The 23,962-nt window shown below is 49.0% G+C and carries 19 protein-coding genes; 5 read left to right on the top strand and 14 right to left on the bottom strand.

What is annotated here, in order from left to right; translation table 11 throughout:
- Positions 1-17: 17 nt before the first annotated feature.
- The 6 genes from PTW35_RS18735 to urtA all read right to left on the bottom strand — a co-directional run bounded on the left by PTW35_RS18735 (position 18) and on the right by urtA (position 6,673).
- A complete protein-coding gene (locus PTW35_RS18735; protein ID WP_281028475.1) occupies positions 18-911 on the bottom strand; it encodes an urease accessory protein UreD in 894 nt (297 codons plus the stop codon).
- Entirely contained in the window at positions 908-1,603 is a 696-nt protein-coding gene (gene urtE, locus PTW35_RS18730; RefSeq protein WP_044621546.1) for an urea ABC transporter ATP-binding subunit UrtE, read from the bottom strand. The genes PTW35_RS18735 and urtE overlap by 4 nt, the downstream gene beginning before the upstream one ends.
- Before the next feature lies 1 nt (position 1,604).
- Entirely contained in the window at positions 1,605-2,456 is an 852-nt protein-coding gene (gene urtD, locus PTW35_RS18725) for an urea ABC transporter ATP-binding protein UrtD (RefSeq protein ID WP_281028474.1), read from the bottom strand.
- Positions 2,453-3,631 (bottom strand): urea ABC transporter permease subunit UrtC, encoded by a 1,179-nt coding sequence (gene urtC, locus PTW35_RS18720; RefSeq protein WP_281028473.1) that lies wholly within the window; start codon positions 3,629-3,631, stop codon positions 2,453-2,455. The genes urtD and urtC overlap by 4 nt, the downstream gene beginning before the upstream one ends.
- A gap of 10 nt (positions 3,632-3,641) precedes the next feature.
- Positions 3,642-5,267 carry an urea ABC transporter permease subunit UrtB gene (gene urtB / locus PTW35_RS18715; RefSeq protein WP_281028472.1) on the bottom strand — a complete coding sequence of 542 codons (1,626 nt, stop codon included), beginning with the start codon at positions 5,265-5,267 and terminating at the stop codon, positions 3,642-3,644.
- 122 nt (positions 5,268-5,389) lie between these two features.
- Positions 5,390-6,673 (bottom strand): urea ABC transporter substrate-binding protein, encoded by a 1,284-nt coding sequence (urtA, locus tag PTW35_RS18710; RefSeq protein WP_281028471.1) that lies wholly within the window; start codon positions 6,671-6,673, stop codon positions 5,390-5,392.
- A gap of 560 nt (positions 6,674-7,233) precedes the next feature.
- Here urtA and PTW35_RS18705 point away from each other — a divergent pair.
- On the top strand, positions 7,234-7,530 hold the full coding sequence (locus tag PTW35_RS18705) for a hypothetical protein (RefSeq protein WP_281028470.1): 297 nt from the start codon (positions 7,234-7,236) through the stop codon (positions 7,528-7,530).
- A 77-nt stretch (positions 7,531-7,607) separates the two neighbouring features.
- Here the strand turns inward: PTW35_RS18705 and PTW35_RS18700 are convergent, their stop codons facing one another.
- From PTW35_RS18700 to PTW35_RS18685, 4 genes are all read right to left on the bottom strand, one after another.
- On the bottom strand, positions 7,608-8,027 hold the full coding sequence (locus tag PTW35_RS18700) for a GNAT family N-acetyltransferase (protein WP_281028469.1): 420 nt from the start codon (positions 8,025-8,027) through the stop codon (positions 7,608-7,610).
- Positions 8,028-8,450: 423 nt separating this feature from the next.
- Positions 8,451-9,398 (bottom strand): VirK/YbjX family protein, encoded by a 948-nt coding sequence (locus PTW35_RS18695; RefSeq protein WP_281028468.1) that lies wholly within the window; start codon positions 9,396-9,398, stop codon positions 8,451-8,453.
- 176 nt (positions 9,399-9,574) lie between these two features.
- Complete coding sequence (locus PTW35_RS18690) at positions 9,575-10,579, bottom strand: Gfo/Idh/MocA family oxidoreductase (RefSeq protein WP_281028467.1); 1,005 nt, start codon at positions 10,577-10,579, stop codon at positions 9,575-9,577.
- Positions 10,579-10,884 carry an antibiotic biosynthesis monooxygenase gene (locus tag PTW35_RS18685; RefSeq protein ID WP_039458077.1) on the bottom strand — a complete coding sequence of 102 codons (306 nt, stop codon included), beginning with the start codon at positions 10,882-10,884 and terminating at the stop codon, positions 10,579-10,581. Before PTW35_RS18685 ends, PTW35_RS18690 begins: the two co-directional genes overlap by 1 nt.
- 108 nt (positions 10,885-10,992) lie before the next feature.
- Here PTW35_RS18685 and PTW35_RS18680 point away from each other — a divergent pair, with 108 nt between their 5' ends.
- The 4 genes from PTW35_RS18680 to PTW35_RS18665 all read left to right on the top strand — a co-directional run bounded on the left by PTW35_RS18680 (position 10,993) and on the right by PTW35_RS18665 (position 16,477).
- Positions 10,993-11,874, top strand: a complete 882-nt coding sequence (locus tag PTW35_RS18680) for a LysR substrate-binding domain-containing protein (protein WP_281028466.1) — start codon at positions 10,993-10,995, stop codon at positions 11,872-11,874.
- 153 nt (positions 11,875-12,027) lie between these two features.
- Positions 12,028-12,831, top strand: a complete 804-nt coding sequence (locus tag PTW35_RS18675) for a GGDEF domain-containing protein (RefSeq protein WP_281028465.1) — start codon at positions 12,028-12,030, stop codon at positions 12,829-12,831.
- A 380-nt stretch (positions 12,832-13,211) separates the two neighbouring features.
- On the top strand, positions 13,212-15,164 hold the full coding sequence (locus tag PTW35_RS18670; RefSeq protein WP_281028464.1) for a DUF1800 family protein: 1,953 nt from the start codon (positions 13,212-13,214) through the stop codon (positions 15,162-15,164).
- Between the two features lie 2 nt (positions 15,165-15,166).
- A complete protein-coding gene (locus PTW35_RS18665; protein ID WP_281028463.1) occupies positions 15,167-16,477 on the top strand; it encodes a DUF1501 domain-containing protein in 1,311 nt (436 codons plus the stop codon).
- Between the two features lie 91 nt (positions 16,478-16,568).
- Here PTW35_RS18665 and PTW35_RS18660 read toward each other — a convergent pair whose 3' ends face one another.
- From PTW35_RS18660 to PTW35_RS18645, 4 genes are all read right to left on the bottom strand, one after another.
- The gene (locus PTW35_RS18660) at positions 16,569-17,738 is read right to left on the bottom strand and encodes a YibE/F family protein (protein ID WP_281028462.1); all 1,170 of its coding nucleotides are present in this window, start codon (positions 17,736-17,738) and stop codon (positions 16,569-16,571) included.
- 61 nt (positions 17,739-17,799) lie between these two features.
- Positions 17,800-19,992, bottom strand: a complete 2,193-nt coding sequence (locus PTW35_RS18655) for a 5'-nucleotidase C-terminal domain-containing protein (RefSeq protein WP_281028461.1) — start codon at positions 19,990-19,992, stop codon at positions 17,800-17,802.
- 666 nt (positions 19,993-20,658) lie between these two features.
- Positions 20,659-21,414: an SDR family NAD(P)-dependent oxidoreductase gene (locus PTW35_RS18650; RefSeq protein ID WP_281028460.1), complete on the bottom strand. Its 756-nt coding sequence runs from the start codon at positions 21,412-21,414 to the stop codon at positions 20,659-20,661.
- Between the two features lie 204 nt (positions 21,415-21,618).
- A complete protein-coding gene (locus PTW35_RS18645; RefSeq protein ID WP_281028459.1) occupies positions 21,619-23,820 on the bottom strand; it encodes a 5'-nucleotidase C-terminal domain-containing protein in 2,202 nt (733 codons plus the stop codon).
- Positions 23,821-23,962: the final 142 nt, after the last annotated feature.

Genomic DNA, 23,962 nt, shown 5'->3' with positions numbered 1-23,962 from the left:
ACTAAGTTGCTAAGCGACTAAGTGGCCCAGATACGAGGAGGGGAAGGCGCTCTCCCCGTCGTCTGGCTTCGCGCTTGCTGCCAGACCCGGGTAAAGCAATGCAAGATATCTTCGCTCCAGTGCCCAAGCGCCCTGACAATAATAAGCCCCTCAACCTGCGTTGCCGCCACGAGTAGCTTGTCACCACCTAACTCGCTCTGAATATCTGATAGCAAGCCCTGTACCAACTGATAGAAACCTTGCCCTATTTCGGACAAGTAAAGGTTCCCCATCATGGGGAACCCCTGCATTCCTATGTTAATCAGCAGCTTATCTCCACCCGAGAAGTTCAACCCTTCACAGATCACGCGGCGACCGTCGATATAAACCTCTGTTTTGCCAATCAATTTTCCGCTACCAAAGCACTCATTTAGTGCAGGGCGGCCAAAACAGTGCAACTCCCAGCCCACAAACTGTGCACCTTTCGCCAGGTGGACAACGGTATTGAGCTGGGCATGGGCATCAGGGAAAAAGATATTCTCCTGGGGCAACCATTCGAGCCGGCCTCCTTGTGCCACCGACAAGTGTTGGAGTTGCCGGGCAAAGCGCCCTTCCGAGCGGTAAAACTTAGTGGCGCCAGGCGTGGTTACCAAGACTTTGGCTCCGGTAGCCACATCCACCCGGATATCCAACGTATCACCACCGGCAACCCCTCCAGGAGGATGGAGCAAGTAACTGTGGCATACCTCCCCTTCTGGATAGAGTGCCTGCTGCACCGTCAAAGGCCCTTTTTGCTCTCGGTGCTTGAGAACCGTTTTGTCGACCCTGTCGCGATAGCTCAGACTCAACTCAGCCTGCCACCCCTTACGGGTATGCAGGTCGATTTGGCTTGCAGTCGGGTGGGCCGCCACCGCTGAAAAAGACGCTGTCATACCGTGAGGTACTCCTTCACCAAGGCGTCATCCAACGCCGCCATTTTCCCGCTTGCCACATGGCGTCCCCGATCGAGAATGCAGAACTGATCGCCCACCCGGCGGGCAAACGGCAATTTCTGCTCAACCAGCAATACCGTCAGGCCCATTTTTTCGTTCAGCATCCTGATGATGTCGCCAATCTCTTGCACGATATTGGGCTGGATACCCTCGGTAGGCTCGTCCAAAATCAACAGTTTGGGATTGACCACCAGAGCCCGGCCGATTGCCAGCTGCTGTTGCTGGCCACCGGACAGATCGCCGCCACGGCGGTGACGCATCTCTTTCAGCACCGGAAACAGGTCGAAAATAAAATCGGGCACCTTGCGATCCCCCCGGGCACGGATAGGCAGGCCAATTTCCAAATTTTCCTGTACCGTCAACATCGGAAAGATCTGGCGCCCCTGGGGAACATAACCGATCCCCCACCGTGGCCGAGACTCAGCCGGCTCGGAGAGAATCGACTGGCCGTTAAAGATAATGTCGCCACTTTTGGCGCCAACCAACCCCATAATGCACTGCAACAAAGTGGTCTTGCCTACGCCGTTGCGTCCCATCAGCACCGTGCACTTGCCTTCGGGGATCTGCATATCCAAATCCCACAATGTATGGCTTTCACCGTAGAATTGATTGAGTGATTTGATTTCTAACATGCTATTCCCCCAGATAAACCCGTTTCACTTCAGGATGGTTCTGTACTTGATCCATAGTGCCTTCCGCCAATACATGGCCCTGGTGAAGCACCGTCACCTCACTGGCAATCGAGCGGACAAAGTCCATATCGTGCTCTACAACAACGACCGAGTGCTTGCCGGCCAGCGAATTGAGCAATTCTGCGGTTTTATCCATCTCTTGGTGGGTCATCCCCGCAACCGGCTCATCGACCAGCAGCAACTTGGGGTTCTGCATCAGCAACATGCCAATCTCCAGCCACTGCTTTTGGCCATGGGACAAGTTACCGGCCAAGAGCGCTGCGTTATCCGCCAGGTTGATAAGCGCCAATACCGACTCAAGCTTTTCTTTCTGCTCGGTCGTCAGCCTAGCCCTATAGGTCGCCCAAACGGTTCGAACTCCCGACATCGCCAACTCCAGGTTCTGCCACACGCTCAGGCACTCGATCACGGTAGGCTTTTGGAATTTCCTTCCCACGCCGGCATTGGCTATCTGCGATTCATTCATTGTCAGCAGGTTGATATTCGCCCCCAGCCAGACTTGCCCGGAGTCGGGTTTAGTCTTGCCGGTGATGATATCCATCATGGTGGTTTTCCCGGCCCCGTTTGGCCCGATAATGCAGCGCAGCTCGCCCTCACGGACATACAGGTTGAGATCGTCGATAGCTTTGAATCCATCAAAGCTCTTGTTCACACCCTCGACATAAAGCAGGATGTTATGCCGGGTATCGATCAGAGGATGTTCATCGGGAACGAGAAATGAAAACGTTTCTTCACGGTTGGTCATCTCATGGGCAAAGGTCCTGAGTTTTTTTGCCGTCTCTAATACTGTCATTGCACTACCTCACCTGTACCGCATTCTGGTTGAGGCGCAGCTGATTGCCGGTAGCCTCGCTCCTGTTTCCTTTGGCCAATACGAGCTACTACGTCTGACACAAATCCAATCACCCCCTTCGGAAAATACATGGTGGTAAGCACAAACAAACCACCGAGGGCGAAGAGCCAAACCTCGGGGAATTCAACCGTGAACCAGCTCTTGGCATAGTTGATAATCAAGGCACCAATAATGGCCCCAAACAGCGTTGCCCTACCGCCCAAAGCGACCCATACCACGACCTCGATAGAGTTAAGCGGGGCAAACTCCCCCGGATTGATAATGCCCACCTGCGGCACATACAAAGCACCGGCAATCCCCGCGATCACCGCGGACAGCACAAAGATCCAGAGTTTGATGCCATCGACGTCATAGCCCATAAACCGGGTACGCGACTCGGTATCACGGATAGCCATCGCGACACGGCCCAACCGGCTGCTAACCACCGTGCGGCACACGATATAGCTAACCGCAAGTGCCAGGCCGGTACACACAAACAATGCGATTTTGGTTGTATCCTGCTGCAAGCTGTAACCGAGGATGTCCTTGAAGTCCGTCAAGCCGTTGTTACCGCCAAAGCCCATTTCATTGCGAAAGAACGCCAACATCAGGGCATAGGTCAAAGCCTGGGTCATGATCGACAAGTACACGCCAGACACCCGGGAACGAAAGGCCAAATAGCCAAAGACATAAGCCAGCGCACCGGGAACCAACACCACCATCAGACAGGCCAACCAGAACTGATCAAACCCGTGCCAGAACCATGGCAACTCCTGCCAGTTCAAAAAAACCATGAAATCGGGCAGAACCGGGTGGGCGTATACACCACGGTCTCCAATCTGACGCATCAGGTACATCCCCATGGCGTAACCTCCGAGGGCGAAAAAAGCCCCGTGCCCCAAACTGAGGATCCCGAGGTAGCCCCACACTAAGTCAACCGCGAGCGCGAGCATGGCGTAGCTGAGGTATTTGCCCATCAGCGAAATCGTAAAGGTTTCGATATGTAGCGAGTGGCCAGCTGGCAATAAAAGATTAGCCATCGGTACCAGAATAACGGCAGCAAGCAGAAGAGTGAGGACGACTTTACCGCCCCGATCCTGCCCCAAAGCCGAGAGAATAATTGATTTAGACTGCATCAAGCGCTCCTTAGCTTTCTGCCGCACGGCCACGTTGCGGGAATAGCCCACGAGGACGTTTCTGAATAAACAGGATGATAAAGACCAGCATCAAGATCTTCGCCAGTACTGCGCCAGCCCAAGGTTCCAATAACTTGTTGAAGAGCCCCAGCCCCAAGCCAGCAACCAGGGTGCCCCACAGGTTGCCGACCCCGCCAAACACCACCACCATAAAGGAGTCGATGATGTAGGCTTGGCCCATGTTCGGCCCCACATTCGTCAGCTGTGACAATGCCACGCCAGCCACACCGGCTACGCCAGAACCCAGACCAAATGTCAGGGCATCGACACGCTCGGAGCGGATCCCCATCGCCCTGGCCATCGCCCTGTTTTGGGAAACCGCCCGGACTTGCAGACCAAGAGGGGTTTTCTTCAACACCATCACCATGGCGACAAACACCAAAGCACAAAAGAGAATGATATAAAGGCGGTTATAAGTCAGTGACAGCATGGGATTGAGCTCCCAAGCCCCTGCCATCCAGTCGGGCGTAGTGACCGAACGGTTAAGCGGAGAGAAGATAGAACGCACGGCTTGCTGGAGGATCAGGCTGAGCCCGAAGGTTGCCAGCAGCGTCTCCAGCGGCCGGCCATAGAGGTGCCTTATCACACTGCGCTCTATGGCGATCCCCACTAGCCCTGAAATCACAAAGGCCATGGGTATCGACAGCAGTAACGCGACACCGGCTTGTTGAGGGAACAATTGCTGCACGACATAGGTCGTGTAGGCCCCGATCATGATGAGCTCACCATGGGCCATGTTGATGACGCCCATTACCCCGAACGTAATAGCCAAGCCTATCCCGGCCAATACCAACACCGACCCTAAACTGAGGCCAAAAAAGACCGTTTCAACACCGGAATAAAACCGCTGGCTCTGGTGATAGTTATCCAGCCCCTTTACAACCGCAGCCGCCAGTTCCGGTTCAAGCGAAACTGGCGATAATTTATTGAGAGTCTGCAGCACAATCGCCTGCTTGTATTGCGATAACGACTCGACAGCCGCAATACGCTGCTGGGTAGGCGCACCATTATCCAATACGGTATTGATCGCCAGCGCCAGTTGCAGCCTATCCTGTACCTTGGCATCTGGCTCAACACTCAGCTGGGCACTGATCCTTGCAATGATCTCATCATCGGTTTGGCCGAGCAGCCCCTCTGCAGCCTGCAAGCGAACTGTCGCATCTGGCGAATTGAGCCCAAGGGATGCCAACTGCATCCGGATAATACTGCGCAGCTTGTTATTAACCCGCACTTTGGCAAAATCTCGCGCTTGCGAAACTGGCAATAACTCTCCATCCCAAATATTTTCTGCCTGCTTGGCGCTTCTGGTCGAGATGATATATAGCTGCTGGTAGCTCTCGCTTTGCTTGTTGCGGTAATAAAACAAGTTGCCTTCCAGCCAGGCCCGGAGGATCGGCTTGGCCTTCCCGCCAGACTGGTTGGCAACTAGCCACTCAATGGCGATTTCCTTTTCCTTGTTGTTTTTCCCAATCAATACCCGGTCAAATTCATCCGTTGAACTGACCGAAGCAAACGCCATGGGAATAGACAACATGAGAATAATGAGCGCGTTAACGAGCTTCATTAGTGATGTCATTTCTGGTGTCCTTACTAGCAATTAACAACTTCCAAAGTGGGAGAATCCCCACTGAAAATAGCGCTTCAGCCAAACCTGAAGCGCCATCAAAAAGGGCATCGGGCCCATATCAGTACACTGTGTTAATTCGCACCTGAACACTTATTGGTTTCGGTGTTGAAGGCTCCGCAGGAGAAAGGCTTGGACCAGCTAGAATATAGCTTGGCAGACTCAGGCAGATACTTAGACCACGCATCACCGGCAACAAGTCCGGTTGTTTCCCAGACCACATCAAACTGGCCATCGTCTTGGATTTCACCGATCAATACCGGCTTGGTGATGTGATGGTTCGGCAACATCGTCGAATATCCACCCGACAAATTCGGCACCGCAATACCGATTAGGGCATCTTGCACTGCTTCAGAATCAGTGGTGCCGGCATTTTTCACCGCCTGTACCCACATGTTGAACCCGATATAGTGGGCTTCCATCGGATCATTGGTCACCCGCTTTTTATCTTTGATGAAACCATGCCAGGAATCGATAAAATCACCATTTTGGTCGGTATCGACGCTCATGAAGTAATTCCATGCCGCAAGGTGGCCGACCAGCGGCGAGGTATCCATGCCAGATAGCTCTTCTTCGCCTACGGAGAACGCGACAACAGGGATGTCTTCAGAGGAGACGCCCTGGGCACCTAGCTCTTTGTAAAATGGCACATTAGCGTCACCGTTGATGGTTGAGACTACCGCCGTTTTCTTACCTGCAGAGCCAAATTTCTTGATATCGGAGACAATAGACTGCCAGTCCGAGTGCCCGAACGGGGTGTAGCTGATCATGATATCTTCATCAGCAACGCCTTTAGCCTTCAGGTAGGACTCAAGAATTTTATTGGTGGTACGCGGGTAGACATAGTCGGTTCCCGCCAAGACCCAGCGCTCAACGTCCAGTTCATCCATCAAATATTCAACGGCAGGGATAGCCTGCTGATTGGGCGCCGCACCGGTATAGAAGACGTTTTTGGATGACTCTTCCCCCTCATACTGGACCGGGTAGAACAAAATACTATTGAGCTCTTCGAACACCGGCAGCATGGATTTACGAGAGACCGACGTCCAGCCACCAAATACCACATCGACCTTTTCTTTTTCGATCAGTTCTCGGGCTTTCTCGGCAAACAGCGGCCAGTTAGAAGCCGGGTCGACAACCACCGCTTCCAGTTTCTTGCCTAACAAACCTCCCTTTTTGTTCTGCTCATCAACCAGCATCAATACTGTATCTTTCAACGTGGTTTCGCTGATCGCCATCGTTCCTGACAGTGAGTGGAGAATCCCAACTTTGATCGTCTCTTCGGCCACAGCCGCCGCCGACAGTAACGATAAGCTCAGGCCAAGCGTGGCTAGATTCAGTTTGGACTTCGTGGTCATACTTAACATCTCCGTTTGTAATAACTATGCATCCATAGCCCAATCAAAATCGATGCCAAAAACATGAACCCACCCGACATAATAATAAATCATTGATAAACATAGATTTATAAATCACTCAACATTATAAACTCAGCAAGTAACCTAATATCCAAGGTGCATATTGGTGCAAACAAAACCACAGACGCCCCAAAACAGTGACGAGGTATTTCAGATTGAATCAAACCGGGGCAACATAGAGAAAATATCACTTTTTCGGAGCGCTTTGAGGCAATTGAGCACCGTTATGAAGCCCGAGGGGAACGGGTTGGTGCAAAATGAATGGCTATCTAATAATACGTTTAAAGCACTGTCATTTTCAGGTTATACCTACTAGTTTTTCTCGCTAGCGCAGATTAAAATCCACAATGTCAGTAAGGAAAAAAGAAAACGCTGGGGTATAACGTCACAACAAAAGACGAGCCTCAATCTATATTCCATTAGCACCAAAACGCTTGGATATCAGCTCAACAAAGTTAGTTTTTTCTATTATTAGCAGCTTTCCTAAGGGTGCAGAAGCAATGAATACATACCATTCAATTTATGATGTTCTCAAAGTAAAGGGAGCACAATGGAAAAACGAGGCGAATAGCTCAATCACCAGCGATATCGAAAAACTGATATTCGATCTTGAGCCCTATGTAAGTAACAGCAAAAACGCGTCACACATGAGCTTTCTGCTGAAAGACTTATTAGAAGTGCTTTCAATTGACTTTAAGTGTCAGGAAGATCAGAAATCTGCCTCTCTGCTACTGATTGAAGAAATCTTGCAGGCATCTCTTGTGGAAGAGACACCGGAGCCAACTTATTGCCACTAATACTGAAACAGATAACGACTGTGCCTATATGCCCCTCACCACAGGCACAGTCGGCAAAGCTACCAAACTGCAATAAACTAGCACTGACACACAAAGTGATGACTGGCGATCACAAAGTCTTGCTGTAAATAAAATTTATGCGCGCCATAGCGGTGTACGCTGGAGTCAAGGTGGATCTGCTCTATCTGGTTAATATGGGCATAATCCTTGAACCATTCCAGCAAATACCTTCCGGCTCCAGTCGAGCGCTGAGTTTCGTCAGTCACCAGATCATCGATATACAGGTAATTTCCCCATCCCAATTTATGCCCCGTGACAAAGCCGGCAACAGACAAAACCGACGTTCCCTCCCTGACATAAACTAGCTGGTAACCCTGTTTGCGCTGCTGGCTCACCAACTCAATCAATTGCTCAAGCTCATATTTCGGCCGCAGCTGCTGCATAATCGGCGCAACTGCAACAATATCTTCATACGTCGATGCCAAAAGAACTTCCATGCTTCCCCCAAACCTATTTCACTAAAGCCGCCAATACTACCTGCCTATTGTGACAACATGCCGGTATCGACAGATAAAATAAGCAAAATTAAGCTTGACCTAGTGATAGCCGCCATCTCTAATTTACCAGTCCTATTTCAACACTGATAAATCATATATTGGCAATATTGCCGATGATAATGGCAATGGTGCGACATCTGAGGAGTTTTCCAGCAAGCACTGGTATGTTTCAAAGCTGAAATGGAATAATGAAAACTGGGCTTTCTTGGATGGATATTACCCACTACTCAAAGACTCAGACGGTAACTTGCTAAAACACCAAAAACTTATTCCGGTTGTTCGTCTATAAGATCCCCTAAACTATTAGCGGTAGCCTATACCCCCCCTCAAGCTCCATGCCTGAGGGGACATTGCTTTATTAGGTTAAGATCGCGGAGTGCAGTTCATGACGGCTCTGATATTCTTGCCCATCTCCACTTTAATCTCATCCAGCCACTGGTAACGCTTAGTATACAGGCGGCGCTTGGTTTTCTTCAGGCTTGACGGATCTTTGCGGGGCGGCTGCAGCGGCAACCGATAGAAATAAGCACTCTCTTTCGTTGCCCCGTACTCCTGCCACAGATCATCATAATCAAAGGTCACCGCTTTGCGTTTCGAGCCAATATAGCGCAGTGCTTGGTACACATGTCCTTTGTTAGACACGCCACGCACTTCGTCAATGCCGAGAACATTGGCGAGGATCAGCACCAATTCAGCCATCAGGGCTTTGGTGCGCAAACCGTGCAGCGAACGGGTCAAGGTCTTGATCACCTGGTTGCGATCGGCAATGTCCTCTTTGGGTCCTTGCAAAGCGCCAATATACAGTGTCTTTTTATTGCCTGTTGCAATATGACAGGTCAGCGAATAAATATTGCGGTTATTCTCGTCAACCAGATACAGCCCAAGCGAGCCCTCACGGCTCATTCCTTGGCAAAGCTGAACCTTATATCGCACCTCTTGGTTATCGGTGAACTCAAGGATAGTGACACCTTTTGGGGAGAGCACAGATTGCGCGTGGCTGCCGAAGGTGTCTTTGATAAACAGATAGTGCTCCCGAATGCGGGCAATTTTCTCTTTACGCGTCCAATTGACACACAGGTAGGGCTTAAGCGGTTTCTCGAAAATCTTCGGGTTTTTCTGCAGCACTGGCGCCAACTCAGGATGGGCAAAAACGTCGGCCATCGCCTTTACCGCATCGGCGTTCAATACCCCCCATAGACAGAAGCGGGCATTTTTCTTTATCTTCCTAAAACCCCGGCTACTTGGGTAAACCGTATTTGCCAGTTGAGGAAGACGACGCAGGTAATCAAAATGATGGGTAGAAGAACGCACAGCAAAACCACACAATAAGACACAATTACAAACAGTGTACAATTAGACAGTTTGGTTTTCTGTCGAATTAAATGGGTACAATGTATGGGATTGTACGCCCAGAGCGAATGGCTAGCCGGGTTAATCCGTCTGGGCAATAAATTGGCTTTGTCTAGGGGGCTCCTCTCAAAGAGAGGTTATTGTGCCATTACCGCCGCTTCCCAGTCGGTTAATAGCTTCATAACCTGTCTTGAATCTTCCGGCCTTGCAGCAGGTCGGATTAAGTGGGATTGATGGCTTTCCAATGCTTTCAGCACGGCCCTGACCTGATACAGGAAACCATCCCCCTCGGCTTCTACTTCGATCACTTCAGGCTTCTGTTCATATTGGGTAATAGTCAGTTGGTTTTGCGCGCCAGGTAACCAAGGGTTGCTTGATACTTGCAGGCTACCGGTCGTCCCCAATACCGTGAACTCTGCATGCAGCCCATAATCTTCGGCAGTATGCAGTTGCGCCATCATGCCATTGGCGAACTGGAAATTGGCTTGTGTCTCGCATATATTGCCGTCGCTCCCCCGCCGCCCCATCGCTGATAGCGTATAGCCTTCAAAGGCTTCTGGGCCACAACACTGCTCGATGATCAGGTGTAGCAAAGACACCGGATAACAACCGAGGTTGTAGAGCGCCCCTTTGCTATCAGGATTCACGAATTGCGAAATAGCCGCCGTATACTGGCCTTGGATCGCCCGCAACTGACCAATTTTTCCCGCCTTAATCACATCAAGAATCCCAGCCGTAAATGGATGGTTGAGATACATCAAGCCTTCGGCAAAAAAGACCCGGTGTCGGTCGACCGCTGCTAACGCCGCCTCGGTCTTTTCCATATCCACCGACAAGGACTTCTCGCACAATATCGCCTTACCCGCTTGCGCGGCTTTGATCACATACTCGTGATGAAGGTGATTGGGCAGAGCAATATAGACAATATCTACCTTTGGATCAGCTAAGAGTGCGTCGTAGCTGTCATATTGAACCGGAATGTCATACGCACTCGCCAGCGACTCGCGAGGCTCCGGTCTGCGCCCAGCCACAGCATGTATAAGACTTTGGCCATCTTGGCGGATTGCCTCGGCCATCACACCAGAAATAAAGCTAGTACCTAAAATGCCCCACTGCACGGGTTGATGTTTTGCTTGGCTCATCACTCCTCTCCTGCTGCCATTAGATGAGTTTCAAATGCCTGCTCCAGCTGGGTATATCCCAATGCAATGAAGTCTTGCGTATGCTTGGCATTAAAATGCGCCTCGAACGCCGCTTGGTCGTCATATCGCTCCCAAAAGATAAACCGGCGGGGATCTTCCCTGTCCTGTGTGGCAACCGCTAGGGAGCACCCCGGCTCACTGTTCATCCCCTGGCAAAACTTTGCTATTTCGGCTTTTGCTGCTTCCAGCGAAATACCGTCAATGACCTTCAGCTCTGCTGTGATAAATAACCCTTGTTCAAACATCTTCTCAAGCCCCAACTGCATAATAGAGATAGGGAAACAATGTAATTGACATCTACAACTTGATAAACAACGATCTATTCCGTTATTTATCAACTTATAGTTCGCAATATGGATAAATTGAAAAGCATGCAGGTGTTTGTCGATGTGGTCGAGCGGGGAAGCTTGGCTAAAGCGGCCGCCCACTTCAACATCACATCGACCATGGTAGGCAAACATCTCAAGGCACTGGAACAAAACCTGGGAACCAAGCTACTCAACCGCACCACGCGTAAGCAGTCGCTCACTGAAGCAGGCGAGAACTATTTCCATCAGTGCCAGCGGATCTTGGATGACATCAGGGAGGCAGAAGAGAACCTGCAGACCTTAACTAACATCCCTATGGGAACAATCAGGATCAACGCACCGGTTACCTATGGCAGTACTGTCGTCGCCCCCCTGGTTGCACAGTTTCTCCAGCAACATCCCCATATCGACGTCGAGCTGATAGTCGACAATAACCGCATCGACCCTCTGCACGACCACTTTGACCTGGTCTTTCGCATCGGTGAGTTGGAGGATTCGAGCTTGATAGCAAGAAAGGTGGGTGATTACCAATTACTGTTTTGTGCGTCACCGACCTACTTCGAGCGCTTCGGCATGCCCCGCCAGACCAAGGATCTAGGCCTCCACCACTGTTTGGGATTCTACTACGGTGAATATCTGCCCCAGCAGAAAGAATACGAATCGCAATATTTCAGCCGTCAGCAATCAAGGCTCAGCAGCAACAGCGGCAATGTGCTCAAAGCTGCGGCGATAGAGCATGCCGGAATTATCCTGCAGCCTGCAATTCTGTTGGAAAAAGACATTGAACAGGGTTTGCTAACAGAATGCCTAACGACCTCTCGGCCACCGTCAAAGCCGATCCATGTGTTGTATAAAGACAAAACGCAACCACTGAAAGTCAGGACCTTCATCGACTTCTTTTTCAGGCAAATATCCCGAACTTTTTGACATTCGGTGATCCCAATAACGTCTAGATAAACCAACCAGGCAATAGCCGTAGCTGACTATTGCTTTGTTGATACATATCAAATATACCTTATTATCAAGGAGTATAAATGAGCTTAAGGGCATATTATTTATATGCACAATAGGGTGACATCAATGGTTAAAGCTTTATCAACCGCGGTATTCATAGGATTGATTTTCCACTTACCTATAATCAAGGTTGATAGCCCCTTTTTCTATTCCAAAGCTGGATTTGTTGTCGAGTACCTTAGCTTAACTATCATCACTGCTATTGCTATCTGTGCCTATCCCGTTTTAAAAAAAGAAAAATTATTTCTATTTGGAATGATGTTGCTTGGCCTAGAAAAGGCCTACGGTATGCTACACGAAATTATCGCATTAAAGAAAACACTCGAATCCATTCCTGTCCCTGTTGCCATTTTTCTGGATGACGGATGTGCTTTGATTGGTGTTGGCTGTCTTGCTCTGGGCGTCAAACAGACAATAGACCATTATGAGTCTAGCCAAAGCACCGATGAGCTCACCGGGGTTTACAATCGGAAAGCGTTGAGAAAGATCCCTCTCAAACAATTTGATTTGGTTTTTTTTGATATTGATAACTTCAAGCAACTCAATGATGAACATGGCCATAATTTTGGTGACAGTATACTCAAATTATTCAGCCAGGGGCTAAAGCAATATACCCAACAAGATGAAATAATAATACGCTTCGGTGGTGATGAATTTATTGTCATTCTCCAATCTCACCGAGCCAAGTCGTTTCTGGTTGATATAGAAGCAACTATTTCCGCACTCAACATTTCATACAGCTATGGCATCGCTGAAAATTTCAACCGGCGCAACTTGCGCGAAGCAATTAACCGCTCAGACAAGGCGTTGTATCGTATGAAACATCTCAAGCACCAACAAAAGTATTCTTCTGTATTGAACCCAAACTAACATTAAACCCGCTTTTTGTAACACAAGCCAATTTACGCTTTACTTTTCAGTGTCATAACTTTTACCTTGGCGTCAAAAAAACATCAAGCCGCTAGTTTTGATTTGTTCAACGTCAAGTTAAGCACCAATATTTATAACAATTTCAAAGTGAGTTTGGCTAAAGCTCACAATTTCAGTCACCAGTAAATATTTATTGGTCTTATCATGCCCAAATTTATATACAGTTTGTTTTTCTTTGCTACCATTTTTATATCAAATTTCAAACGCCAGTAATAAAAGAGAGGAAAAGGAATTTAATCAATAACAAATACTTGCCTTAGTATTAATTTTTTAATTAAACATATCTTTCTAATCTGTCAATTAATGTTGGAGTAACATCGATGTTTTTCAAAAACTTATGCTTTTTGAGAAATGCTATCGTAGTACTGCTATTTCAAATTATTGCTGCAAAAGCATACGCTGTTGATTTGATTGACAATGGTAGCATCACAAAAGAAATAAACTACACCTACTTCCCATATACCGTGGAAGTCACCGTTGCCAAAGGTGGAATTGCAACTGAAACCTTTAGCTGTCAAATCAATAGACTTAGCCACAACCGTACAGCACAATGGCCATACTACATTTCTCAGTGTATCAATGACCAAAGCGTTGAAGTGGTTGCCGGACAGTTACAAACAGACGGCACTATTTTGCCGATAAAATCGAGCACAGAGAATAGCCTCTGGGCATCGACGGGAGATTACAGCCTCAACTTTGAACTGATCATCCCGCCACTGATCCTTGACTATAGCAATGCCTCGCGGCTGCTAGAGCGAGGGACCTTCGGGCCGACACCGGCCGACGTCAACGCAACCATAGGAAAAACCCCTGACCAGTGGGTTGACGAGCAAATCGCTGTCCCACCATCATACCATCTGGACGAATACCTGCGGATCCAGTCGATCAGGGCCGATCTGAACGGCAGTAGCCAAGAGCACCGAAATTACCGCAGCAATGCCTGGTGGGGAATTGTCCTAAATAGCGAAGACCAACTGCGGCAGCGTGTTGCTTTCGCATTGAGCCAGATGGTCGTGGTTTCGCAAAACGATGCCGGCCTGTCTGGTGATGAGCGGGCGAGAGGGCTGGCGATATATTACGATATTCTGGTCAAACACGCTTTTGGCAACTACAAAGATCTGATCCGAGATGTCACCTACTCGCCTGCAATGGGCCGATTCCTTACTATGGCCGGGAACTTACCGCCAGATCCCGAGAATAATCAATACCCCGACGAAAACTATGCCCGTGAATTATTGCAACTCTTCTCCTTGGGCGAGTGGAAGGTGAGCTATCAAGGCACCATCAGAAAGGACAGCGAGACAAACCAACCCATCCCGGCCTATACCGAAGAAGATGTTCAAGAGTTAGCAAGACTGTTTACCGGTTGGGATGAAGACAATGGCTTGCTCAGCCCGATGGTCGTTTCCGCCAGCAACCATGATACGAACCCCAAGCGTATTCTTGGCCGCAATTTTCCCGGCAATGAAACCGCCGATCAAGAGCTGGAAAGATTACTCGATATTCTTGTCTCTCAAAGAGAAACTGCGGTATTTGTCAGTACCCATTTGATCAAACAGCTGGTGACCTCCAACCCCGACAAGCGCTATATCGCACGGGTAGCCCGTACCTTCAACGACACTCAGGGGGATTTGGCCGCCGTGGTCAAAGCCATTTTGACCGATCCGCAACCCTACGAGTCGAACCCCATCTCCGTATCAAAAGCCAGAGAGCCGATTGTTACCATGACAGCGCTATACCGCGCATTCAACAGCCAGATGGGAGACAACTACCCGCACCACCGAGATACCTCACTGGGTTACGGTTTCGACACGCAATACTCGCCGGAGGGTCATCGCTTTTCGCAGGGACCATTATCGGCACCGTCAGTCTTTAACTTCTACCCGGCCACTTATACCCCGAGTGGTCCTCTGGAAGACAATGGGCTAATCGGACCTGAATTTGCCTTGTACACATCAGCTGAAATTCCGAATCTGTCTAACCTGATTTTCCGCAAACTCAAAGACGACATCACCTTAAGCGGTGATGTAACTGGACTTCCCGATAATCGATTGATCTTGGATTACTCCGCCTTCACCGGCCTGTGGACTACCGATGACAGGGAAAACTTCCTCGCCCTGCTCGCTGACACGATGTTCGATGGCGCACTGACCCCACAGCTTGAACAGCGGTTGGGCGATGTCTATGACGACATGCCCAAGAGCAATCATGACAACATGTACAAGGTATTTTGGATGGCTGCTATGTCGCCCGAATTCCAGATTCAGGAGTAATGATGATGAAATTATCGAGACGTCGATTTTTACAACACAGCGCCCTGATGACCGGGGCAACAGCACTGCCAATGGCTTTTTCCCTCTCTAGCAAGGCCTATGCAGCAGAAGATTACAAAGCACTAGTGTGCGTGTTTCTCAGAGGCGGGAATGACTCGTTCAACATGATGATGGCTGGCGATGAGGAACTCTATGGCAAGTATGCTGCTCGCCGCCCCAATATTGCCATCGACAAAGCCAATCTGCTAATGACCGGCAAAACGGATAGCAATGGTGTGCCAATTGGCCTGCACCCCAATATGCCAGGCATCCAGTCATTGTTTCACGATGGCCTGGCTGCAGGGCTTATCAATATCGGTACCCTTGTCGGCCCGGCGGGCTCAGGCGCGCCTTACCCGACAGGCCTGTTCAACCATGCCAAGCAACAATATGCCTGGGAGAGTACCTGGCATACCAGCGCCTATGCCGCCTATGGCTGGGGAGGCTTGCTGATGGATCTGCTCGCCCAAGGCGGGGCGATCCCTGAGCTGGTATCATTGGGCGGCAACAGTTGGCTGAGCGGCATGAATGTCAGTGATATTCGCACCAACACCCAAGGGTCGGTCTCTGCCGTTAACGCCTTTAGCGCTTCCGGCACACTGGAAAGAGAATATAACGAGATGGTCGAAGAGGTGTATATGTCTCCCTTCCACCAGCAATATCTCAGGCAACATGGTGACTTCCTGGCCCCCTACAATAACTTCCGCTCACTGATCGATTCCACCGAGCTCGACCCGGCAATAAGCCGCAATACCTCCCTGGGCTCGCAACTATCGGCCGTTAAGCGGATCATTGACGCCTCCGTAGCGTCAGGCAGTGTCGGCAGACAGGTCTTTATCGTAAACCAGGGCGGTTACGATACGCACTCCAACCAAGTACCACGCCACCAGTCGCTGTATAGCCAGCTCGATACCGCGCTGACTGAGTTCACCCGAGCCTTGGGCGCACTGCAGCCCAATGTCACCAGCTTTACCATGTCGGACTTTGGCCGCACCATGCACAACAATGCCAATGACGGTACTGACCATGGTTGGGGCAGTAATCAGTTGGTGATTGGTGGCAGTGTATCTAGTGGTTGTTATGGTGCTTACCCCGACTTTAGCGTCGGTAGCCCAGATGACAACGGCAAAGGCCGGTTGATCCCTACCTTAGCCCATGAGCAAATGGCAGCTACCCTAGCGAGTTGGTTCGGAATAAGTGACGGCGGAATACAAACCATCTTCCCAACCACATCCACTAACTTCGGCACTATGAATTTGGGCTTTATGGTGTAAAGCCCATTCCCGCCTCAACTAAAAAAGCCACGATGCATTAATAACGCATCATGGCTTTTTTATTAGTATTGGGGCTAATGAGTGTCGATAATCACTCTTTCACAGGCTCAGAGCTCGGGGCAGATGCAGATGCCGGTAAATCAGCATTTCGCTGGTAGACAGCACTGGCAATCAATACCGTCAGCGGCACGGTCATGATCAAGCCGATACTCCCCGCCAAACCATGGATCATCGCCAGTGACAAGGCCGGAATATTCATAAACTGCATCACCGGCATCTGAAAGCCCCACACCATCATGATGGTGGTCAGCGCGCTGCCGACGAAAGCCAGTACCAATGTATTGGTCATGGTGCCCAGAATATCACGCCCGATACGAATGGTTGCCAGTAGACGATCTTTTTCAGATTGCTCCGGCGACATCTCCCGCAACTCGTGATAAGACGAGGCCATAGAAATCGCCACATCCATGACCGCGCCAAGTGCCGAAATCATAATGGCGACGAACAGCAGCCAGCGCACCTGTACTTGGGCGGTGCCGCCGAGATAGAGAATATCTTCGCCTTTTTCGAGGTATAAACCGTTAAGCTGGGCCATCTCGCCAAAAAACTGCGCCATCAAGCCAGCCATGACCACACCCGCCAGCGTACCCAGCATGGAAACCAGTGATTTCTTGTTCCAGCCGGCAACCAGCAGGAAATTGACCACAATCTTCACCGCCATCAAACCAATGGTAACTAGGATCGGGTTCCAGCCGGCAAACAAAGCCGGAATCAGCACACCGATTAACAGCGCGCCGGTAAAATAGAGTGAAATCACCGAATTAACGCCCTGAAGACCGGCAAACAGTACCGTCAGAAGCACTATGATCCCCACCATCCAGTAGACCGCCGATGAGCGGTCATGGTTATAGGGCCAGTAAATAGTACGATCACCCTGCTCTCTGACCAACAGGATGAACCGGTCACCGGCGCTCACGTAAACATTGTGTAACCGGCTAAGCTGGTTCTCGACTTCAACCTGCTTGCCTTTTTCATCCCCTTCCAGCAATTCCACCAGCAAACGTTGACGTCCTGTCTTAACTGAAGGCACTAAAGGATCTGACTGAGTACTCTCAGCTAAAACATCGATCACACTCGCGCGGACAAATTCCTGATTGCTGTAAGCTTTTGGCCTGAATGACTCGCTCACTGCAGGCGAGTACCACAAGATAACCGTCGATATCACAAAGACGACAAAGGGAAATAGTAATCGTTTTAACATTTGAATGTTCCAAAACAAGAAGGCGCCAAAGCGCCTTCTTTATAATATTCAGCAAATTACATTACTTAGGCTGATTACTGTAAGTACAGCCTTCATACGGATTGCTTGGATTAGGATTCACGAACCAAGTGTTGTTGTTATCGACATTAACAGATACATTGATTGAATCGCGGGCACCCGGACCAGAGCGCATCACACAGATTTCCTTGTTCTGCAGGCGGTTCCATAGCGCTTCACCTTGTGCGCCATCTTCACGCAGCTGAAGAATAGCACCTTTGTCTTCATCAGCAATGTTACCCTTGGCATCGGATGGGCCATACTGCGTGATGTACCAGTTCACGTTTTCGAAATCAGCGCGGTCAAGCACGCCATTCTTGGCAACATAATCAGTCAGCATATCACGCACTGCGTAGATAGCTTCTGCAGAAGAATCCCACAGCACATCTTCGTCAGATACCCAACCGACTTCCTTCATTGGCGAGCCAAAACGGTAGTCGTTGATAGCCAGTACATACGTTTGGTCATCAGCCAAGTCAACACCACGGATCTTGATATCCTGAATACGGTTGCCTACGTCTTGAGAAAGATCAACAACATATTCAATGTGACCATCAAAGATATCGTAGTTGAAGGAAGGCACAGTTTCATCGAAAGAAACCGTCAGATCACCCTCTTCATACTTGTTGAAGTAGCTGTAAGACCACTCCATGTAGGCTTTCAGGTTGGCACCGGTGATGTTGACCGCCACTAACTGGTTGTCGTACATGTATAGGTTGGCGCTGTCTTTCTTACGATAGGTTTCACCATCGAACAAGTTCGAGCCATCAGAGAACAAGGCCGCCGCAGACACATCCACTTCAATACCGGCCTTCTCTTCCACATTCATGATTTGAATTTGGTTAATCAAATCCGTTAGTGGCATGTCAGACAGTTTGGCACTGTGGATTGTCGAGTACAGGCGAAGACCTTCGTTGTTCAGCACCTGATCTTCCAGCACGGCTTCATCAGCTTTACCGTTTGGTGTATTGGTGAAGTTACCGCGTACTACGCCGATTTCGATGTTGGCATCTTCTACAGAGGCATCGTGGATATGCTGCATTTCATTCTGCAGCGCGGCATCTTCTTCTACACTTGCAACCGTGCGGTTCGACATCGTGGTATCGACAATCTGCCACTGGTCGTTTTCATCTTTTTCCAGCTCGATTTCAGCTTTTGCCAGTGCCCAGCCCCAGTTACCCGGTTCAATCACTTTCACTTTGGTTTGGCGCGTCTGGGCGTTATACACGCCAGACTTATCTTTGTCTTCTTGTTGGTTCTCACCATCAATAGAGATATCGTCCATACCCTGCTCGAACGGTGCATCCAGCTCGATTTGCTCGATGAAACGCGCGTGCTCGTGCCCCATGAAGATCACATCGAACTTGTCTGCCATCTTAGACGCGATTTCGTTCACACCGCGGGCATGGGATTCGCTGCGGCCGTGGTGAAGTGCACCAATCACTACATCTGGCTGGTACTTGGCAATCACTTGGTCAACCGTGCTTTCTAGCGACGAAAATTCTTCTTTGAAGTCCAGATTGCGGAAGTTCTCTGGGTTAGAGGCATTCCAGATTTTCACGTAAGAAGGCGTCAGACCAATAACCGCAACTTTTGCACCGTTATAGTCAAAAATCTGGTAACCACGAAGGAAAGGCACTTCCTGACCGTTAGTTTTACAATCTGCTGAGTTCTTATCCCAAATGATGTTAGAAGAAATCACTGAGCCGTTGAAACCTTCCAAACTGCGCTCAAGGAATGCACGTTCGAAATCAAACTCGTGGTTGCCCGGCACCCAAACGTCGTAATCCATGAAGTTCATGGTTTCAACCACAGGGTGAACCGGTAGGTCGTTGAACAATTCTGCGGAGTTACCCTGGACGGTATCACCCAGATCAATCATCAGGAAATTGTCGTTGCTGGCACGCTCTTCGTTTAGAAGAGTCGCAATTTTGGTAAAGCCAGCATTCTGGTCAACACTATCCAACGCGTAATCATAAGCAAAGATACGGCCGTGCATATCACCGGTTGCACCAATTGTAATGGTCTGGCGAGTTAACTGATCATTATCACCTTTGACAATAACCGGTTGGGTTGGCTCATAGGTTTTACATTCTGCAATTGATGGACGTGATGGTTGTGTCTTTTCATCATTGCTACTGCTATTACACCCTGCGAGGGCGGTAACAACCGCTGCACTGAGTGCAGCAATTTTCATTGTGTTTTTATTCATGGTTAGGCAATCAAAAAGAAAATATAAAAAATGGTATATAAAGCACCGGGAAATATACGCCTAAGCAATAGAATAAAAACTCGAAAAAAAACCAAGAGTGTTTCTAAACGTAAATTTGGTAAGTTCGATAAATGAATCGTTAATTGTAAACCGTTTCATGCTAAGCAAACGTTAAACAGCAACAACAACACAACACCAAAACGAGCAAAAAACGCACAGGCAAACGTTTGCAAATGTGATTTTAATCCCAAATTAAAACCCGACACCAAAACACCAGATAAACAATTAAGTGAGATGGATCACAAAAAACCATTGATGATTAAAATGACTTTCAACTGTTAGGTTAGCAAAGTGATGTCTTACAAAATGAAAGATAACGATCACTTCCCAACCACAACGCAGGTAATTCCCCCAAAATGCTTTGCTATTTCGCCGCAATAACCGTGTTTTAATATCTATTATGTAAACCAGTGTAAGATCTTTAAGGTCGCTGGTTTTACTGATTTCATCAATACACAGACTTGGATTTCCGAGCAAAAAAGTGGTGAAGCAGCAAAAGTATTTTCCTACCTGCAACAAAAACGGCCGATACCTATCAGTATCGACCGCTTACATTTTCAGCTTTTAAAATAGCGCAAAAGAGCGATTAGATTAGATCCCCAGTGCCTGACCACCGCCGATCTGAAGGGTTTCAGCCGTGATAAAGGAAGCATCTTTGCTGACCAGGAATGAAATCGCAGAAGCCACTTCCTCTGGCTGGCCCAGACGGCCAAGCATGATGCTGTCAGCCCAGGAGGCAAATACTTCTGGCTTAGTCGCTTTAATTTGCGCGTGGAACGGCGTGTCGATAGTACCTGGCGATACTGCATTAACACGGATTTTCGCTGGTGCAAGTTCTTTCGCAAGAGCGCGAGTTAGGGTGTGAACCGCAGCCTTAGACGTACCGTAGATACCAGCACCCGGGCCACCTGCATTCCATGCTGCATTAGACGTGAAATTGATGATTGACGCATTGTCAGACTTCTTCAGGAGCGGGATAGCCGCGCGGGAAACAAAGAATGCGCTATCGAGGTTAAGCGCCATGACTCTGCGGAAGAACTCAGTTTCCATGCCTTCAATTGGGCTACGGCCACCTAGGCCACCTGCGTTGTTAACGACAACATCGATCTTACCGAATTTTTCACCGATCGCATTGATATTTTCGGTCACGGCATGCTCATCTGTCACGTCAAAGCCACGGTACTCGGCCTCGATGCCCATTCCAGTTAGCTCAGCAACGCAGCTTGCACCTTTCGACGCTTCGATACCGTTGAGGATCACCGTGTAGCCATTTTGACCCAGGCGCTTAGCCACCTGGAAACCGATCCCACCTGTAGCACCAGAGATAAATGCGACTTTATTAGACATATCAATGTTCTCTTTACGTTAGTTAATGGCGATGCCAAGAGCCTAAACAGACTATCCCTCGACGCCGCCGATAATTAATATTGTAATACAATAACACCTAAATCAAAAAATTCAAACCTTGGGTAAGGATCAATCGTGATCTTCGTCTGGTTTAGGCACAAAAAAAGGCGCCGAAGCGCCTTGAATTAGGATAAAGGGAGGAAACTATTTTGGCTGGTTGCTGTACGCACAACCTTCATACAAGGCTTGCTGAGTCGCCTCTGCTGAATAATTAGGGTTGGCAAACCACGTCGTTTCATCGGCCAGGTTCACTGATACATTGATGGAATCACGCGCACTCGGACCTGAGCGCATTACACAGATTTCCTTGTTCTGCAGTTTGTTCCACAGTTCGGCACCCGCGCCTTCACGCAGCATCAGGATATCGCCTTTCTCTGCGACCTCACCGTTTGCCTTCGCAGCGCCGTATTGCTTGATGTACCAGTTTACGTTTTCGAACTTGCTGCGATCCAACACACCTTCGTTCTCGACGTATTCGGTGATCATGTCACGTACCGCATAAACAGGTTCGTTGGAAGAATCCCAGATCACCTGCTCGCGGGTGATCCAAGCTTGGCCAAGCAAAGTGCCGAGGCGGTAATCATTGATCGCCAATACATAATCCGCTTGAGGGTTGAACGCACCGCCACGGATTTCGGCAATATCAATACGCTCACCAACTGCTTTGCTCAGATCAACGGTGTATTGAATAGAGCCATCGAAGATATCGTAGTTATAAGCAGGGATTGCAGGGTCGAAAGACACAGTGATGTCATTTTCTTGGTAAGTATTGAAGTAACCGTACGACCACTCCATGTACTCTTTTAGCTGCTCGCCCTTAATGCTGACTGCAACCAACTGGTTGTCATACATGTACAGGTTGGCACTGTCTTTCTTACGATACTCCTGACCATCGAACAAGTTAGAGCCATCCGAGAACAGGGCTGCCGCAGACACATCAACTTTAATGCTGTTACCTTCAGCGTCAGATCCTTTCTGCTCGATATTCATGATTTGGATCTGATTGATCAAATCTGTAATCGGCATATCGGCCAGCTTACCGTTGTGGATGGAGCTGTATAGGCGCAGACCTTCGCTGTTGAGTACCTGCTCTTCCAGTACGGCTTCATCGGCAAAGCCACCTGCTGAGTTGGTGAAGTTACCTTTCACCTTACCAATCATAATATTGGCATCTTCAACAGAAGAATCATGGATATGCTGCATCTGCTGTTGCAACTGCTTGTCTTCTAGAACATTCTCGACTTTACGGTTCGATAGCGTGGTATCAACAATCTGCCACTTGCCTTGTTGATCTTTCGCCAGTTCGATTTCCGCCTTGGCCAGTGCCCAGCCCCAGTTCCCCGGCTCGATAATCTTTACTTTCTCGTGACGGTTCTGGGCGTTGTACACACCGGATTTCGCCTTGTCTTCCCGTTCGCTGTTACCGCCAACAGAAATTTCCGGCATTTCAGCCGTGATATCCGCGCCTTTCTCCACTTGCTCAATGAAGCGAGCGTGCTCGTGGCCCATGAAAATCACATCGAACTTGTCAGCCAGCTTTGAAGCAATTTCATGTACGCCGCGGCCATGCTCCTTGCGGCCATGGTGCAGAGCACCAATCACCACATCCGGCTGGTATTGGTCAATGACCGAGTTGACTGTTTCGGTAACAGCCTCCAGCTCATCTTTGAAATCCAGGTTACGGAAGTTCTCTGGATTAGACGCATTCCATACTTTCACGTAAGACGGCGTCAGACCGATAACCGCCACTTTGGCACCGTTGTAATCGAAGATCTGATAACCGCGCAGGAAAGGCACCTCGGCCTCGCTGGCTTTACAGTCCACCGAGTTCTTGTCCCAAACCACATTGGAAGAAATCACCGAACCGTTAAAGTTCTCAAGGCTACGCTCAAGGAAAGCGCGCTCGAAATCAAACTCATGGTTACCCGGTACCCACACGTCGTAGTTCAAGCTGTTCATGGTTTCAACCACAGGGTGAACCGGATCGTTGTTGAACAGCTCTGCCGAGTTACCCTGGACCGTATCCCCCAAGTCAATCAACAGGAAATTGTCGTTACTTGCGCGCTCATCACGCAGCAAGGTCGCAATTTTCGAGAAACCGGCGTTTCTATCGACACCGTCAAGGGCATAGTCATACGCAAAGATACGACCGTGCATATCGCCGGTCGCACCAATGGTGATGGTCTGGCTTGTTAGTTCGTTATTCTCGCTTTTTACGATAACCGATGGCGTCGATTCAAAGGTTTTACATTCAGCTATTGTTGTAGGGGATTTTGCATAGCTTCCCGCAGAAGCCAGCAAAATTGCAGCACTTAACGTGGCAAGCTTAAAGGTTTTATTTTTCATCTCACAGAGCCTAATGTCAGGATAAAGTCTTATATCCAAGGAACTTGGGTATGGGCAATATAAGGAAAAAAAATAGAATAAATACGTAAAAACCACTCAATCTGTTGCGAAATGTAAAATCGGTAAGCTGGTGAAATACAGC

The organism is Photobacterium sp. DA100, assembly GCF_029223585.1.
Lineage (GTDB): Bacteria > Pseudomonadota > Gammaproteobacteria > Enterobacterales > Vibrionaceae > Photobacterium.
The sequence above is the reverse complement of the archived record's forward strand: the minus strand, read 5'-3'. Positions and strand labels throughout refer to the sequence as shown.

Coding starts and splice junctions, on each gene's coding strand:
- PTW35_RS18735 (WP_281028475.1), bottom strand. CDS start 911: ATGACAGCGTCTTTTTCAGCGGTGGCGGCCCACCCGACTGCAAGCCAA.
- urtE (WP_044621546.1), bottom strand. CDS start 1,603: ATGTTAGAAATCAAATCACTCAATCAATTCTACGGTGAAAGCCATACA.
- urtD (WP_281028474.1), bottom strand. CDS start 2,456: ATGACAGTATTAGAGACGGCAAAAAAACTCAGGACCTTTGCCCATGAG.
- urtC (WP_281028473.1), bottom strand. CDS start 3,631: ATGCAGTCTAAATCAATTATTCTCTCGGCTTTGGGGCAGGATCGGGGC.
- urtB (WP_281028472.1), bottom strand. CDS start 5,267: ATGACATCACTAATGAAGCTCGTTAACGCGCTCATTATTCTCATGTTG.
- urtA (WP_281028471.1), bottom strand. CDS start 6,673: ATGACCACGAAGTCCAAACTGAATCTAGCCACGCTTGGCCTGAGCTTA.
- PTW35_RS18705 (WP_281028470.1), top strand. CDS start 7,234: ATGAATACATACCATTCAATTTATGATGTTCTCAAAGTAAAGGGAGCA.
- PTW35_RS18700 (WP_281028469.1), bottom strand. CDS start 8,027: ATGGAAGTTCTTTTGGCATCGACGTATGAAGATATTGTTGCAGTTGCG.
- PTW35_RS18690 (WP_281028467.1), bottom strand. CDS start 10,579: ATGAGCCAAGCAAAACATCAACCCGTGCAGTGGGGCATTTTAGGTACT.
- PTW35_RS18685 (WP_039458077.1), bottom strand. CDS start 10,884: ATGTTTGAACAAGGGTTATTTATCACAGCAGAGCTGAAGGTCATTGAC.
- PTW35_RS18680 (WP_281028466.1), top strand. CDS start 10,993: ATGGATAAATTGAAAAGCATGCAGGTGTTTGTCGATGTGGTCGAGCGG.
- PTW35_RS18675 (WP_281028465.1), top strand. CDS start 12,028: ATGGTTAAAGCTTTATCAACCGCGGTATTCATAGGATTGATTTTCCAC.
- PTW35_RS18670 (WP_281028464.1), top strand. CDS start 13,212: ATGTTTTTCAAAAACTTATGCTTTTTGAGAAATGCTATCGTAGTACTG.
- PTW35_RS18665 (WP_281028463.1), top strand. CDS start 15,167: ATGATGAAATTATCGAGACGTCGATTTTTACAACACAGCGCCCTGATG.
- PTW35_RS18660 (WP_281028462.1), bottom strand. CDS start 17,738: ATGTTAAAACGATTACTATTTCCCTTTGTCGTCTTTGTGATATCGACG.
- PTW35_RS18655 (WP_281028461.1), bottom strand. CDS start 19,992: ATGAAAATTGCTGCACTCAGTGCAGCGGTTGTTACCGCCCTCGCAGGG.
- PTW35_RS18650 (WP_281028460.1), bottom strand. CDS start 21,414: ATGTCTAATAAAGTCGCATTTATCTCTGGTGCTACAGGTGGGATCGGT.
- PTW35_RS18645 (WP_281028459.1), bottom strand. CDS start 23,820: ATGAAAAATAAAACCTTTAAGCTTGCCACGTTAAGTGCTGCAATTTTG.